This window comes from bacterium Unc6 (assembly GCA_013626165.1).
GTDB classification, from domain to species: domain Bacteria; phylum Omnitrophota; class Gorgyraeia; order Velesiimonadales; family Velesiimonadaceae; genus Velesiimonas; species Velesiimonas alkalicola.
The window spans coordinates 1-15766 of record NDHX01000017.1 but is presented as its reverse complement, the minus strand read 5'-3'; the positions used below and the strand labels follow the sequence as shown (position 1 = coordinate 15766).

The window sequence follows — 15766 nt, the reverse complement described above, 5'->3', positions numbered from 1 at the left end:
AGTCGGTTTAAAAAAAGTAAAAAAAAGTTGCAAAAATTTTACTTGACAAGATAGAAAATATGTAGTATATTACTCATACGGTTGGGCTGTAGGTGGCGTAGATAATCGGTCAAGTGCGTTACCTGAAGGCACAAAGGCGAAAGGTGACAAAGGTACAAAGCATGAGAAAAGAATCTAAAAAGACAGTTAATTTTGTGCCTCTGTGCCTAAAATATGAACGATGTTCAGTGAATGTTTACACAGGAAAGGGGGTGAAAAAGATAAGTTGGTCTTAAGGTTATAGTTTTTATGTTAACAAAAAAAAGGAGGAAATATATGAAAAAAAAGTCTTTTACATTGATTGAATTGTTGGTCGTCATTGCCATTATTGCAATACTTGCGGCAATGTTACTACCCGCATTAGCAAGAGCAAGAGAGCAGGCAAGAAGAGCCAGTTGTATCAACAATCTGAGGCAGATAGGTTTGTCTATTCGTATGTATTCCGGGGATTTTGCAGAGAACTTCCCGTCCCGTGGCATTGGCGCGGTTGCGACACCAGCGGCTGACCTCTCTTTGCTGATTCCCATATATACCACAGGAGCAATGTTTGTCTGTCCATCCAGTGTTGATACGAGGAGGGCAGATGCCCCGTTGGCCGACGCGAACCTGTCTTATGCATATGCCTTTGACTTAAATGAGTTCGTAGGTACAGATACTGTTGTGATGGTTGACCAGAGTGGTGCAAAGGGTGTTCGTTGGGCGGCAGGTCTTGCAGCAGCACCAATAAACCACCACACAGATGGCGTCAACGCGCTTTATATGGACGGCAGTGCAAGGTGGGTTCCATTAGGCAGGATTAATCCTGAGATTCCTAACAGGGCGTATCCTGCAGGATCAGCTGCTACCCCAACAAGAGGCGTGTTAAGAAATCCAGGTGCTGCGCCTGTACGCCTTAAAGGTTAAAATTGTAGAAACTTGAGCGGGAAGAGGAAAAAAGCGTGTCTGGCTTTTATAAAGTCAGGCACGCTTTTTTTATTCCCCTTTTCTCAGAAAAGGGGTGGCAACGAAGTTGACGGGGTATTTTGTATTCCCCCTTTTGTAAAGGGGTGTCTGCGGTAGCAGACGGGGTATTTTCTTCCCTTTACAAAAGGGAAATTATGATATAATATCCCAAGTGAAAAATTTATTTTTGTTCTTCCTTTTTTTATGTGCTACTGTTGTATATCTTCCTTCGCTTTATAATGCATTTATCATTAAGGTTCCTGTTGTATTTATTTTTTTATCAGCATATTTCTGGTTTGCCCGCCCAGAGCTTAACAGTTCTATAGGTAAAAATATATCTGTTATTTTTCTTGCTCTTTTTGTTTATTCAGTGTTTTCGTTATATGGAAATTATTTATGGGCAGGCTGGGAATACTTTAGGTTTCTTATCCTGTGTGTTCTGTGTTTTGTAGCGGGTGCTACAATAAAAGACAGAGATTTTATAAAAAAAAGGCTCCTGCCCTTGTTTTTATTGTGCGCTTTTCTTATTGCCTGTTTTGCAATATTTCAGTATTCTAAAGGGCAGACACCTGTATCTTTTGTCGGGAACAGGAATCTTTCTGCTGAAACAATTGTTATTACATTTCCATTTCTTCTTTATTTTTTTATAAAACCCCGAACTTTCCACTTCCTGCCTCTTACCTTTTATTTCTTACTTTGTGTTTTATTTCTGTTTGCTATTTCAACAGCAGAGTCTTTTATTGCATGGGGCATACTTGGTGTTTCGGTTTTTATTTTTATAAGCCTTGTATTTTCAAAAAAAATGTCTGATTTTTTTATTTTTTTAGGATGCGGAGTTTGTGCTGTGTGTGCAGTATTTTTAACCCCTGTTGGTGATGTTCTGATAAAGGCATTTTTTTCTAATATAAGGCTTATGATATGGGCAGGGGTTATAGAGATGATACTTGCTAAACCCTGGACAGGTTTTGGTATAGGAAGGTTCCCCATCTATTATCAAGAGTTCAGATTAAGAGAATATTTTCTTCATCCAAATGCAACGTTTGTTACAGACTATGCACATAATGAGTTTCTGCACACTGCATCAGAGATGGGTCTGTTAGGTGTTGTGCTTTTTGCAGGCATTATTATTATTTGTTTTTTATCTTTTCGTTCTATCTTTACACTGCACAGGGATGAAAAGATTCTTACTGCTTCTATTATTGCATCTGTTGCATCGGGAATTCTTATTGGAATGCTTGAACAGTGGCTAAGGTTTATACCTGTTGCACTGTTTTTCTGGTTCTTACTTGGTGTCTTGTATTCTTTCAAGATACAGAAATCATATATTCCAGTACCTGCAAAGGTCCTCTCAATAGTGTGTCTTGTGTTATCTTTAACATATATTCCGGGCATTATTTCACAACATTTTCTTTTTAAAGGTTATGTATTTTCAGAAAAACACAAGAGTGCTCTTGCAATAGATAATTTTAAAAAGGCTATAAGGTATGACAGAAACAACATACATGCACAGTTTTTTTTAGGTAATGAGTATCTAAAAAAAGGTTTGTTAAATGACGGGATAAGAGAACTAAAAAAGGCAGGTCACATCTGGCCTGATTTTTCTGTCACAGGTGTATTATTAGGCTCAGCACTTTTAGGTGTCGGGAAAATAGAAGAGGCAAAAACAGTGCTGAAAAGAGCAGAGTATATAAACCCATATAACCTTGATGTGCTTACACTTCAGGCAGATATTGCAAGAGTAGCAGGCGATAAAACCACAGAACAGATGTATAAGAACAGGATAAATATGCTGGAAAGCAAGGAAGGGCTGTCAGCCCGCCTGACTACAAGGAGGTTATACAAAAAGCCTCTTAATGAAAAAAATTCAAATTTAGAGAATGGCAATCAAGACAATATAGTGGTAGAATAAAAAATATGAATCAGCAATTACAAAACAGGCTTATAAAAAAGATGAGGTATTTTGCAGGGCAGGATATTCTTGTGGTAGGTGACCTTATACTTGATGAGTTTTTATGGGGAAAGGTGGACAGGATATCTCCTGAGGCGCCTGTTCCTGTGGTGACAGTGATATCGGAAAACTTTATTCCAGGTGGTGCAGCCAATGTTGCAAGCAATATAAGTTCACTTAAAGGATGTGCTCATATAATCGGTCTTATAGGCAGTGATGAAAAAGGACAGTTATTAAAAGAAAAATTACAAAAAAACGGAAATTGCACAGATGGTATTATTATAGATAAAACAAGGCAGACCACACTAAAAACCCGCATCCTTGCCCATCACCAGCAGGTTGTAAGGGTGGACAGGGAAACGATAAGGGATATACCCTTAAATCTACTAAAAAAGATAAAAGATGCTGTGGAATCAGAAATAGCCAGGTGCAGGGCAGTTATTATAGAAGATTATGGGAAAGGGGTTATTACATCTGATGTTATCAAATATATTGTAAGCCTTGCCCTTAAAAAAAATATACCTGTTATTGTTGATCCAAAAGAGTATAATTTTAAGTTTTATAAAAATGTTACATCTATTACACCAAACCAGTTTGAGGCAGGCAATGCGGCAAATATCAAGATAACAGATGGCAGAACATTAGAAATAGCAGGAAGAAAGATTTTAAAAATGTTAAACTCCGAGTCTGTGCTTATTACTCTTGGTGGAAATGGGATGTGTCTTTTCCAAAAAAAAAGCAGTCCCGTGCACATACCAACTGTTGTGAGGGAGGTTTTTGATGTTACCGGGGCAGGAGATACAGTAGTTGCAGTTTTCACACTTGCTGTTGCATCAGGCTATGGACTTCTTGATGCAGCAAGGATTTCTAATTTTGCAGCAGGCCTTGTTGTGGGTAAGATAGGGGTTGCAACCACTACCGTAGATGAGATAGAAAAGTCAATTACAAGGGTCGGAAATTTGTTATCTGAGGAAAAAAATTCCTTGAAAGATATTCAGTGGAAAGAGGAGCAATAATAGTTATACCTGCTCGTTCAGGTTCAACAAGGCTTTCTAAAAAAGTAATTTTAAGTCTTAAAGGCAAGCCCATGCTGTGGTATGTTTATAAGAATGCACAGAGGGTGAAAAATGTAGAGTCTGTTCTTATCGCAACAGATTCGCAAGAGATTTTATCTGTTGTCCAGGGTTTTGGCGGGAAGGCTGTTCTTACATCACCTCTTCATAAGTGTGGGACAGACAGGATTGCAGAAGCAGTTGAAAATATAGACTGCTCTATTATTATAAATGTGCAGGCAGATGAACCTCTTTTAAGCCCTCTTGTTGTTGAGGAACTTCTTCAGCAGATGTTGGAATTTAAAGACTGTCAGATGGGAACCGTTGCTGTTCCAATAGACAGTATGCAGGATATTCAAAACCCTTCCATTACAAAGGTTGTGTGCGATAGAGAGAATTTTGCACTATATTTTTCTCGTTCAGGCATACCCTATCCTAAAAAATTAGATTCAGGCAGGTGGTTAAAACATTTAGGCATATATGCATACAGAAAAGATTTTCTTCGGACATTTACGAGGATAAAACATTCAATGCTTGAAGATACAGAAGGGCTTGAGCAGTTAAGAGCACTTGAAAACGGTTACAGGATAAAGGTTGTTATTTCTCAATATGATTCTATAAGTGTAGATACAATGGAAGACTTAAAAAAAGTAAGGGAAATAATGAAAGACAGGCAACGAGGCGACAGGTGACTGGTGCTTTGTCAGACTGTAGACTGTTAGACTGTTAGGCTGTAGGTCGAAACCCTACAGTCTAATAGCCTATAATCTCTGGTGCTCTGGTGCTCTGGTGCGCTGGTGCTCTAGTGGTCTGGCGACAGGGAATATATGAAATTCATATTTGTTACAGGTGGTGTTGTTTCAAGTTTGGGCAAAGGCATTGCCTCTGCATCTTTGGGCAGACTATTAGAGGCAAGGGGACTTCGTATCACTTTACAGAAGTGTGACCCTTATATAAATGTTGACTCCGGCACAATGAGCCCTTACCAGCATGGAGAGGTATATGTTACAGATGATGGGGCAGAAACAGACCTTGACCTCGGACACTATGAAAGATTTACAAATGCTAAAATTACACGCAATAATAATATAACAGCAGGCAGGGTCTATAATTCGGTTATTAAAAAGGAGAGGCAGGGCGATTATTTAGGGCAGACAGTTCAGGTTGTCCCTCATATTACGGATGAAATAAAAGAAAGCATCAAAAAAGTAGCAGAACAAAGAAGTGTTGATGTTGTGATATGCGAAATAGGAGGAACCGTAGGCGATATAGAAAGTCTTCCGTTTCTTGAGGCGATTCGCCAGATGAGTCTTGATATGGGCAAAGAAAATATTGCATATATCCATCTTACTCTTGTACCTTATATATCTGCGGCTGATGAGTTAAAGACAAAGCCCACACAACACAGCGTTGGAAAACTTCGGGAAATAGGAATACAGCCTGATATACTTCTTTGCAGGACAGAAAAACCTCTCGGGGGTGAGCTTAAATCAAAGATAGGGCTGTTCTGTAATATAACAAAAGATGCTGTTATAGAAGCACATGATGTAAAGGATATATATGAGGTTCCTCTTATGTTTGAACAGCAGGGGGTAGTTTCTCTATTGTGCAGGCTTCTTCATATCCGTTGCAGAAACATAGACTTAAAGGACTGGAAAAAAAATGTTATAGATAGGGCATTAAACCCAAAATATAGTGTCCGGATTGCAGTTGTGGGTAAATATGTCCAGCATCAGGATGCATACAAGTCTATATATGAGGCACTAAGGCATGGAGGTTTTGCGAATAATTCAAGGGTTAATATACTGAAGGTAGATTCAGAAATTATAGAAAAAGAAAGTCCTGAAAAATATCTAAAAGATATAGATGGAATGATTATTCCCGGCGGATTCGGTTCAAGGGGAATAAAAGGTAAGATAGCGGCTGTAAGATATGCAAGGGAAAATAAAATTCCTTTTCTCGGGCTATGTTTAGGAATGCAGTGTGCTGTTATTGAATTTGCAAGAAATATATGCGGTCTAAAAAAGGCGAACTCCACAGAGTTTAATAAAAAAACAAGGTATCCTGTAATAAGTCTTCTTGAAGAACAAAAGAAGATTAAAAATATAGGAGGAACAATGAGGTTAGGTTTATACACTTGCGATGTAAAAAAAGGCACACTTGCACATAGCCTGTATCACAAGGATTTGGTTCGGGAAAGACACAGGCACAGGTATGAGTTTAATAATAAATTCAGTTCAATACTTGTCAAGAACGGACTTGTTATAAGCGGTATACACAGGAAAAACAGACTTGCTGAGATAATAGAACTTCCTCAGCATCCTTTTTTTATAGCGGTTCAGTTTCATCCTGAGTTCAGGTCAAAGCCGGATAAACCTCATCCCTTGTTTTATGGGCTTGTTAGAGAGGGATTAAAAAGAAAATTAAAATGAAACCTATTGCAAAAATCGGTGATATTATTATTGGACAGGGTATGCCCCTTCTTCTTATCGCAGGGCCCTGTGTTCTTGAAGACGAAGATACAGCGCTGGATATTGCATATAAAGTATCTTCAATTGCAAGAAAATTTCACCTGCCATATATATTCAAGGCAAGTTTTGACAAGGCGAATAGAACAAACATAAAATCATACAGAGGACCAGGAATAAAAAAAGGATTAAAAATTCTTTCAAATGTAAAGAAAAAAGCAGGGGTTAAGATTTTAAGCGATATACATTCTCCCGAACAGGCATCTGCTGTTGCAGATGTTTTGGATGTTATTCAGATACCTGCGTTTCTTTGCAGACAGACAGACTTAATCTGCAGGTCTGCAAAAACAGGAAAACCAATAAATATTAAAAAGGGACAGTTTCTTGCTCCCTGGGATGTTAAAAATATTGTAGAAAAAACAAAACAATGCGGTGCAAAAGACATAATGATTACAGAAAGAGGAACAACATTCGGTTATAATAATTTTGTGGTTGATATGAGAGGATTTTCTCAAGTGAGGGATTTTGGTGTTCCTGTTATATTTGATGGAACACACAGTGTTCAACTTCCAGGCGGGAAAGGAATCTGTTCCGGCGGGCAAAGACAGTTTGTATCTGGATTATGTAAAGCGGCAGTTGCAGCAGGATGTGATGGTATATTTTTAGAGGTCCATCCGCAACCTGATAAGTCTCCCTGTGATGGACCCAGTATGTTGCCACTAAATAATCTTGAAATGTTGCTTGATAAACTTGTAAAAATACACAATATTGTAAATGAAAAATACTAAAAATAAAAACAGGGTAGTCAGTTCTGCACTGCAATTTATTGCCAACCAGGTAGCATCGGTAAAAAAGCTTTCAGGTGTTGTGCAATCAAAACCTTTTAAGGATGCAATCCAGAATATATCAGCCTGTAAGGGAAGAATTGTTGTATCAGGCATGGGAAAGGCCGGAATTATCGGCCAGAAAATATCTGCAACACTTTCCTCTGTCGGCACTCCAAGTCTGTGGATGCATCCGGCTGATGCTGTCCATGGGGATCTTGGTATGGTTACATCAGACGATATTATCGTTATACTTTCCCAATCAGGTCAGACTGAGGAAATAATCAGGCTTCTTCCACTGTTAAAACAGATAGGGTCCTTTGTAATATCCATAACAGGCAATCCCCGTTCCACACTTTCAAAATACTCAGATATTGTTATTGATACACTTGTAAGGCAGGAGGCCTGTCCCTTAGGACTTGCTCCCACAACAAGCACCATTGCCATGCTTGCTATAGGGGATGCTTTGGCTATTTCTGTATTGCAAGTTAAGGGTTTTAAAAAAGAAGATTATGCATTTTTTCACCCGGGTGGCGGAATCGGAAAAGGGTTTCTTCAAGTAAAAGATATTATGAGGAAAGGTAATGAAAATCCGTTTGTTTTTCCCGATTGTAAGGTAAAGGATGCAATGTTAAAGATAACAAAAGCAAGAGCCGGATGTGTAAGTGTTATTGATAAAAGAGGAAAATTGATAGGCTTGTTCACAGATGGTGATTTAAGAAGAAAAATTGAAACAGATATGGATTTATTGAATAAAAGTATAGATTCAGTTATGACCAAAAATCCAAAATTTATTGAAGATTTTAACATTGCACAGGAAGGTTTAAGAAAATTAAGACAATGGAAGATAGATGAACTTCCTGTTATTGATAAGAGAAAAAAACTTGTGGGGCTTCTTGATATACAGGATTTATTAAAAGCAGGAATAGTCATTAGAGAGGACAATTAAAGCGTCAATCAGAACACCAGAGCACCAAGGGGTTGAATGTGGAAAAAATGGGTTTTTTATTCCCCGGACAGGGCGCCCAGTACAGAGGGATGGGGAAAAGATTTTATGAGGCATCTAAATCTTCAAGGAGGATATTTAATATTGCATCAGATATGCTTAAATTTGATGTTGCAAGAATGTGTTTTGAAGGAGATGAGGATGAACTTTCAAGCACAAAAAACAGTCAGCCTGCAATCCTCACCTCAAGTATAGCCTGTTTAAGATTTCTTCAAGAAAAGAATAAAGAAGCATTACAGGCACCTGTTATATCCGTTGCAGGTTTAAGTTTGGGTGAATATTCTGCGCTTGTATGTGCCGATGTTATAAGGTTTGAAGATGCAGTCTATATTGTCCGAAAAAGGGGGGAATTTATGGAAGAAGAGTCTTTGCAAAATCCAGGCGGTATGCTTTCTTTGCTTGGTTCTGACCTGAACACAGTAAAACAGTTATGTGAAAAAACAGGTTTAGAGATTGCAGTCTTAAATTGTCCTGGCCAGATTGTTGTTTCTGGAACAGAAGGCTCAATAAAATTGGCCCTTGAACAATCAAAAGATTCAGGCATTAAAAAAGTTGTCCGACTTAAAACAAGCGGGCCCTTTCATTGTTCAAAAATGAAAACAGCAGCAGACAGGCTAAAGATACTTCTTGATAAAATTCAAATGCAGAAACCAAAATATAAATTTATATGCAATGCTTCTGCCCAATGGGTTGATGAACCTGAGAAGATAAAAGATGCGCTTACCCGGCAGGTCCATCATCCTGTGTTATGGGAGAATTCTATGTTAGAAATGGAAAGGCAGGGTTTTTTAAACTTCATTGAACTTTCGCCTGGGAAAGTATTGAAAAACCTTGCACAACGGATATGTTCCAATTTTAATGTTGAAAGTATGGATGAAGAGTGGCTCAGTTCACCTGTGAGGATGAAATATGATTGAAAACCTGTTTGCTATTATGAAGGACTTTTACAGGCCTGTTCTTGAGATAATTATCCTGTGGTTTGTTTTGTATCATGTAATTATCTTTACAAGAGGCACAGGCGGAATCTATGCCTTGCGTGGGTTGTTATTGCTCGTTGCATTTCTTTTTATAACAAAGTTGTTTGGGCTCCATACATTGAACTGGGCCTTAACACAGATCCTGTCTATCTCTGTTGTCGGATTTCTTATTATTTTTCAACCTGAATTAAGAAAAGGACTTGTAAAATTGGGTCTGGATTCTTTAGTAGTTAAAACTTCAAAAATGCAATCTATCAGAATAATAGAAAAGATAGCAGATGCTGCTTTTAAGTTATCTAAAGAAAAACAGGGGGGACTTATTGTTCTTGAAAGAGAAGCGGACCTTTCTTCATATGCTGAAAATGGAGTTATATTAGAAAGCATGGTTTCACAAGAAATTCTTCAGTCAATATTTATCCCTGCAGGTCCCTTGCATGACGGAGGAGTTCTTATAAGAGGAGAACGCATTGTTGCGGCTGCGTGTTTATTTCCTTTATCCAGTGATGTAACTCTTTCAAAAACTATGGGAACAAGACACAGGGCCGCTATGGGGCTTTCTGAAGAAACAGATGCAATTGTTATTGTTGTATCTGAAAAAACAGGCAGGGTTTCTGTTGTCATACATGGGCATATGCAGACTGTTTCTGATACAGAGTCACTTGTGGAGATTTTGAAGAAAAGATTAGGGATACAGATACGCAAGGGAATATTAGGATAAATGTTGTCCAATAAAAAGGAAGAACCATGAACAAGAAGATTTTTACATTAATAAGACATAATTTTTTAATAAAAATAGTTGCACTGCTGATTGCAATTCTTTTGTGGTTTTATTTAAGAGAGGAGAAGAGGATTGTTCCTGAGAGTGTACAGTTGGTGAGGAATTTTGGTACTCATCAGGTTGTTTAAATTGTAACTATAGACTATTAGACTGATAGGTTATTTAGACGAGTAGATTGTTCAGACTGCAGGCGTCTACGGTCTGACAGTCTAATAATTTATTTACATGAGCAGTTCCAGGGTGTGTAAAAATAGGAGAAAAAAACAAGACAACAGGCTCCTCAAAATGAAAAGACAGTTTTTTCTGAAGCGGATGAACAGACAAGTCCGCCATTTTTTTGCTTTTATTTCAGTCTATCTCCTTGTTTTTTTTATAAAGTTTTTCCCATTCTGGTTTATCCGTTATGCAGGAAATATTATCGGAACGGTTCTTCATATTTTTTCTGTGAAACACAAAAATATCATTGAACAGAATCTTTCGCTTGTTTCCAAAGCATCGTGTTTAAGCCCTGATAAAAAGGTCATATCAAAAAAAGTTTTTATTTCATCTTCAAGGATTGCCCTTGAAAATTTATGGCTTTCGCAAAAACCTGTTTTTGTAAGAAGAAAAATTATAAGTTTAACAGGCATTGAATATGTCCAATCCGCACTTTCAAAAGGAAAAGGCGCTATTATTGTTACAGGACATTTTTCTAATTTTGCGCTTATACCTGCATTTTTCAGTATGGAAGGATTTAAGGTAAGTGTGCTTGTCCGACCTTTAAGATATAATATGCTGAACAGTCTTTATAAAAGGATGTGTCAAAAATACGGTTTTAATTTGATATTTACCATACCAAAAAGACAGTGCATATCGGACTGTATAAAAGCGTTAAATTTAAATCAGATAGTGTGTATACTTGCAGATCAGAATGTTGGCAAAAAAGGAATAATTACAAATTTTTTTCAATTACAAACATATACTATGCAAACCCCGTTTCTTATTTCATTAAGAACAGGGTCCGCTATACTGCCAGCATTTGTATCCGGTCATAATGGTCATTATCAGATACAGGTTCTTCCATGTTTTGAAATTTTGAAAGTAGAAGATATAAAAGATGTTGCCCAAAAATTTACATCTTTGCTTGAGGAAAGGATAAGGGGCGGTTTTCATCAGTGGATGTGGGCATATAGAAGGTGGAATGGTGGATAAACAAAAAATAGAAAAAGGTGTTCTACTTATACTTGAAGGAATAGGCGAGGACATAGAAAGGCCTGACTTAAAAGAAACCCCCAGAAGGGTTGCCCAGATGTATGAGGAGATATTTTCAGGCATTTCAAAGGATCCTGCAAAAGAGGTTTCTGTTTTTCTTGCAGTAGGCCACGATGAAATTATATTAGTAAGAGATTTACCCCTGTATTCTGTATGCGAGCATCATCTTCTGCCTTTTACCGGAAAAGCGCATCTTGGATATATACCTGATGGCAATCGTGTAACAGGGATTAGCAAAATTGCGAAGGTTGTTGAGGTTTTAAGCAAAAGACCTCAGGTTCAGGAAAGACTTACCACAAGTATTGCAGATGTGCTTATGAAGAGGCTAAAACCAAAAGGGGTTATCGTTGTTATTGAAGCAGAACATTTTTGCATGTCAATGAGAGGCATTAAAAAACCCGGTGCAGTCACAGTGACAAGTGCAGTAAGAGGGATATTCAGGACAAATTATAAGACAAGGGCAGAAGCATTGAGTCTTATGGGAAGGCAGTAAAGATGGAAAATAAAAAGAACACATACCTCGGTATAGCAAGAAAATTCAGACCCCAGGTATTTGAGCAGATTGTCGGACAGGAACACATAACAACCACTCTTAAGAACGCGATAATAAACGAAAAAGTTGTTCCTGCATATCTTTTTTGCGGTCCCAGAGGCACAGGGAAAACAACAACCGCAAGGATATTTGCAAAGTGTTTGGCTTGCGAAAGTTTTGAAAAGCCTACCATAAATCCCTGTAATAAGTGTCCTACCTGCACAGAGATTTCTGAAGGAAGGGGCCTTGATATAATAGAGATGGACGGTGCAAGCAACAGGGGCATAGATGAGGTGAGGGATTTAAGAGAAAAGGTTTGCTTTGCACCTGCCCGTTCAAGATGTAAGGTATATATCATTGATGAGGTTCATATGTTAACCACAGAGGCTTTTAATGCCTTGCTTAAAACGCTTGAAGAGCCTCCGCTGCATGTTCGTTTCATATTTGCAACAACAAATCCCTATAAAATACCCGGTACTATACTTTCAAGATGTCAGAGATTTAATTTTAAGAGGCTTACCACCCCGCAGATAGTTGAAAGCCTTAAAAATGTTGCGTTTGTTGAAAAGGCAGAGGTTGAGGAAAATTGTTTTTATCAGATTGCAAAGGCCTCCGATGGAGCGATACGCGATGCCCAGGTTATACTTGACCAGATGATATCCTACGGCAAAGGAAAGGTTACCCTTAAATGTATCACAGAGGTTCTTGGGCTCCTTGATTCCAGTATTGTTATGCAAGCCTCGCAGGATATTATAGACTGCAATATTGCACCTGTGATCAATATTGTCCAAAAGATTCTTGAAGAAGGAAAAGACACTGAACAATTTTTATTTGCCCTTATTCAACACTTCAGGACTGTTCTTTTTTTCCAGCAAACAGGAGATATGATTTTTGAAGGGGCAGATATAGAACCTGCACAAATGGACCTGTGTAGACAGCAGGCAAAAACTTTAACATTTGAAGAATTGTATTACATACTTGAGGTTCTTATTGCGGCACAGTTTCAGCAAAAATCAGGGATGGCAAGGATTGTTCTTGAGATCGCCCTTATAAGAATTACACAGAGAGGAAATATACTGGCTCTTCCTGAGATTCTTAAACACATTAACAGTTTGAATACCTACACAGATAAAATCAATGTCAAGCAGGTGACAGGTGCTTCTTATCAGAATCAAGAAGTCAAAGAGCAACCTGTTAAATCTTCGCCTGTTGTTTTCTTTGATATTTCATTAAACTGGCAAAAGATACTGGAGGAATTAAAAAAACAGGTTCCATCGGCTGCGGTATTTCTTTCAAAAAGCAGGATAGTAAGTTCAAGAAACGACAATCTAATGATAGAGATACAGGGTGGGAAAGAGGCTGTATTTGCAAAACAAAATCTTGAAAAGCAAGAGAATAATAAAAAGATTGAGGGTGTTGTATCTAAAATAACGGGGAAAAATATTAAAATATCGTTCTGTCTTTCTTCTTCAGAATGTAAAACTGAACCTTCAATAAAATCTGACGCTGTTGTAGAAGAATTCCAAAAGGTTTTTAATGATAATATAAGGATAAAAAAACAATGACACAGTGCAGTTTATTTAAAAAGGTTGTTGAGGAATTTAAAAAGATGCCGGGCATCGGACAGAAAAGTGCAGAAAGACTTACCCTGTATATTCTTTCTCTTTCAGAAGAAGAGGCTGATATGCTTGCAAGTTTGATAAGTGATGTGAGAAGAAAAAAGAAATATTGCAAGGTCTGCAACAATCTCTGTGAGGAAGATATCTGTCCTGTATGTGCAGATATAAGAAGGGATACCTCTGTTATATGTGTTGTTGAACAGCCTATGGATGTTATTGCAATAGAAAAGTCAAAAGCTTATAACGGACTGTACCATGTGCTTTGGGGAAAACTCTCTCCTCTTGACGGTATTGGAAGTTCAGGTATAAAAGCGAATGGAATTTTAGACCGTATCAACAACAGCAGCACCAAAGAAATTATCATTGCAACATCATCAGATACAGGGGGGCAGACAACCGCACTTTATATCTGTCATATCCTTAAAGATAAAAATATAAGAATTTCAAGGATTGCACAAGGGTTGCCGGTTGGCACAAGTCTTGAATATGTGGATCAACCCACAATAGCCTGTGCGCTAAAAGGAAGAATACAGATAGATAGATGTACAGGGTAAATTTGGATGTTTTTGAAGGGCCGCTTGACCTTCTTCTGTTTTTGATAAAGAAGGAACAGATAGATATATATGATATTCCTATTGCAAAAATTACAGAGCAGTATTTGGAATATCTTGATATTATTAAACTCTTTGACATAAGCGTTGCAGGTGAATACATTGTAATGGCGGCAACACTGATGCAGATAAAATCAAGGTGCCTTTTGCCTCAACAACAGGATACTGGACCTGTGCCGGAAAATGTTTCTGACCCCAGAGAAGAACTTGTCCTGCGTCTTATAGAGTATAAACAGTTTAAAGAGGTTTCCATTACGCTATCAGAGATACATCAAAAAAGAACAGAGATGCTTAAAAGGCAGGGTACTGATTTTCAGGTTGAATTTCAGAAACAGGACAAGATATTTGAGGCAAGTCTTTTTGACCTTATTGCTGCATTTTCAAGGGTATTAAAAGGCATTCCAAAAGATACATTCAGAGAGGTAATAAAAGACGAATTCACGGTTGAAGAGAAAATAGCCCAATTGCGTCAGAAGGTTTCAATAGGGGCAGAGGAGATTGTCTTAAATGTTTTAATTGCATCGGCGGCAAGTAGGCTTGAGATTGTGGCACTGTTTTTGGCATTGCTTGAACTTATCAGACTTAAGGAGATAGAAGTGTTTCAGGAAAAAGCGTTTGGAGAGGTTGTTGTTAAGAAAAGAATACTGGAGTTTGTGAGTTCTAACCTCATAGAACAGGTAACTGGCAACTGGTAAAAGCCGTATATCGTATTTCGTATACTGTTAAAAAAAATGAAATATGGATGACGGGCAACGGGCAGTGGAATGCGGTATACGGAATACGGGTGTCTGAGGCATTTCGGTGAACGGAAAACGGAATTATGAATAACAAAGAAATAAAAAGGATATTAGAGGCTATGTTTTTCATAAGCACAGAGCCGATTACAGTCCAACAATTAAAAGATGTTTTTATTGATGCTGATGCGGGCATGATAAAAGAAGCAATTGTTACATTTCAGAACGAGCTTGTAGAAAAAAACTCTGCATTAAGAATAGAAGAGGTTGCAGGCGGTTTTCAGATGACAACATCTTCTGATGTTTTCCCATATTTAAGAAATTTTTTTGGGCAAAAGCCTAAGCAGAAATTTTCTTCTGCTTCACTTGAAACACTTGCAATAATTGCATACAGGCAACCCGTAACAAAAGCCGAGGTTGAGTTTATAAGAGGTGTAAATGTAGATGGTGTCACTACAACACTTCTTGAAAGAGATATTATAAAGGTTGTAGGACATAAAGAGGTTCCGGGACGCCCCATCCTGTATGGCACTACAAAAACATTTTTAGAAGTTTTCGGTATAAATGACCTCTCTATGCTACCTCAGTTAAAACAATTCACAAAGCAGGATATAGAAATCTCTGAAAATAAGTTGTGAGGTAATATGTCAAGATGAAAAAATAATAAGATTTCGTAACTATTCAGCCTGCTTGCATGTTGCTTGACATGAACCTGAGATATGTGCTAGGATAATTATACCATGAATCGAGCCCTGTTGCAGCTATTATCACAAGAGGAAGTGATTGAAATCGTTCTGAACCAACCAGCACCCATGAACCATGAAGACATCCTGGCGGTTTATGAGGCTGGTCCTGAGGCGGTGATCAAGCTCATCAACACCCTGAGTGCAACCATTTTTGAACAGTTGGAGCAGATTGCTGCACTCCAGGAGCGGGTGAAAGCTTTAGAAGAGCAGCTTAACAAAAATAGTCGTAACAGCAACAA

Annotated in this window: 16 protein-coding genes; all 16 read left to right on the top strand. The window is 38.0% G+C overall.

From position 1 onward, the window contains the following. Window positions 1-315 precede the first annotated feature (315 nt). Complete coding sequence (locus B9J78_06590; protein MBA2124578.1) at window positions 316-942, top strand: hypothetical protein; 627 nt, start codon at window positions 316-318, stop codon at window positions 940-942. 166 nt (window positions 943-1108) lie between these two features. Continuing rightward, window positions 1109-2890, top strand: a complete 1782-nt coding sequence (locus tag B9J78_06585) for a hypothetical protein (protein MBA2124577.1) — start codon at window positions 1109-1111, stop codon at window positions 2888-2890. Between the two features lie 5 nt (window positions 2891-2895). Continuing rightward, the gene (locus tag B9J78_06580; GenBank protein MBA2124576.1) at window positions 2896-3945 is read left to right on the top strand and encodes a D-glycero-beta-D-manno-heptose-7-phosphate kinase; all 1050 of its coding nucleotides are present in this window, start codon (window positions 2896-2898) and stop codon (window positions 3943-3945) included. After that, complete coding sequence (locus B9J78_06575; protein ID MBA2124575.1) at window positions 3927-4673, top strand: 3-deoxy-D-manno-octulosonate cytidylyltransferase; 747 nt, start codon at window positions 3927-3929, stop codon at window positions 4671-4673. The genes B9J78_06580 and B9J78_06575 overlap by 19 nt, the downstream gene beginning before the upstream one ends. A gap of 135 nt (window positions 4674-4808) precedes the next feature. Then, complete coding sequence (locus tag B9J78_06570) at window positions 4809-6413, top strand: CTP synthetase (protein MBA2124574.1); 1605 nt, start codon at window positions 4809-4811, stop codon at window positions 6411-6413. After that, window positions 6410-7237 (top strand): 3-deoxy-8-phosphooctulonate synthase, encoded by an 828-nt coding sequence (locus tag B9J78_06565; protein ID MBA2124573.1) that lies wholly within the window; start codon window positions 6410-6412, stop codon window positions 7235-7237. Before B9J78_06570 ends, B9J78_06565 begins: the two co-directional genes overlap by 4 nt. Further along, the gene (locus B9J78_06560) at window positions 7224-8222 is read left to right on the top strand and encodes a hypothetical protein (GenBank protein ID MBA2124572.1); all 999 of its coding nucleotides are present in this window, start codon (window positions 7224-7226) and stop codon (window positions 8220-8222) included. The genes B9J78_06565 and B9J78_06560 overlap by 14 nt, the downstream gene beginning before the upstream one ends. A 38-nt stretch (window positions 8223-8260) precedes the next feature. After that, on the top strand, window positions 8261-9196 hold the full coding sequence (locus tag B9J78_06555; protein MBA2124571.1) for a [acyl-carrier-protein] S-malonyltransferase: 936 nt from the start codon (window positions 8261-8263) through the stop codon (window positions 9194-9196). Then, entirely contained in the window at window positions 9189-9974 is a 786-nt protein-coding gene (locus B9J78_06550; protein MBA2124570.1) for a TIGR00159 family protein, read from the top strand. Before B9J78_06555 ends, B9J78_06550 begins: the two co-directional genes overlap by 8 nt. 285 nt (window positions 9975-10259) lie before the next feature. Then, entirely contained in the window at window positions 10260-11225 is a 966-nt protein-coding gene (locus B9J78_06545; GenBank protein MBA2124569.1) for a hypothetical protein, read from the top strand. After that, the gene (locus B9J78_06540; GenBank protein ID MBA2124568.1) at window positions 11215-11778 is read left to right on the top strand and encodes a GTP cyclohydrolase I FolE; all 564 of its coding nucleotides are present in this window, start codon (window positions 11215-11217) and stop codon (window positions 11776-11778) included. The genes B9J78_06545 and B9J78_06540 overlap by 11 nt, the downstream gene beginning before the upstream one ends. Window positions 11779-11780: 2 nt before the next feature. Beyond that, a complete protein-coding gene (locus tag B9J78_06535) occupies window positions 11781-13382 on the top strand; it encodes a hypothetical protein (GenBank protein MBA2124567.1) in 1602 nt (533 codons plus the stop codon). After that, complete coding sequence (locus B9J78_06530; protein ID MBA2124566.1) at window positions 13379-13990, top strand: recombination protein RecR; 612 nt, start codon at window positions 13379-13381, stop codon at window positions 13988-13990. Before B9J78_06535 ends, B9J78_06530 begins: the two co-directional genes overlap by 4 nt. Continuing rightward, window positions 13978-14742 (top strand): hypothetical protein, encoded by a 765-nt coding sequence (locus B9J78_06525; GenBank protein MBA2124565.1) that lies wholly within the window; start codon window positions 13978-13980, stop codon window positions 14740-14742. Before B9J78_06530 ends, B9J78_06525 begins: the two co-directional genes overlap by 13 nt. Window positions 14743-14867: 125 nt before the next feature. After that, complete coding sequence (locus B9J78_06520; protein ID MBA2124564.1) at window positions 14868-15419, top strand: SMC-Scp complex subunit ScpB; 552 nt, start codon at window positions 14868-14870, stop codon at window positions 15417-15419. Window positions 15420-15521: 102 nt separating this feature from the next. After that, window positions 15522-15766: hypothetical protein (locus B9J78_06515; GenBank protein ID MBA2124563.1), on the top strand; the 245-nt coding region annotated here is incomplete at its 3' end.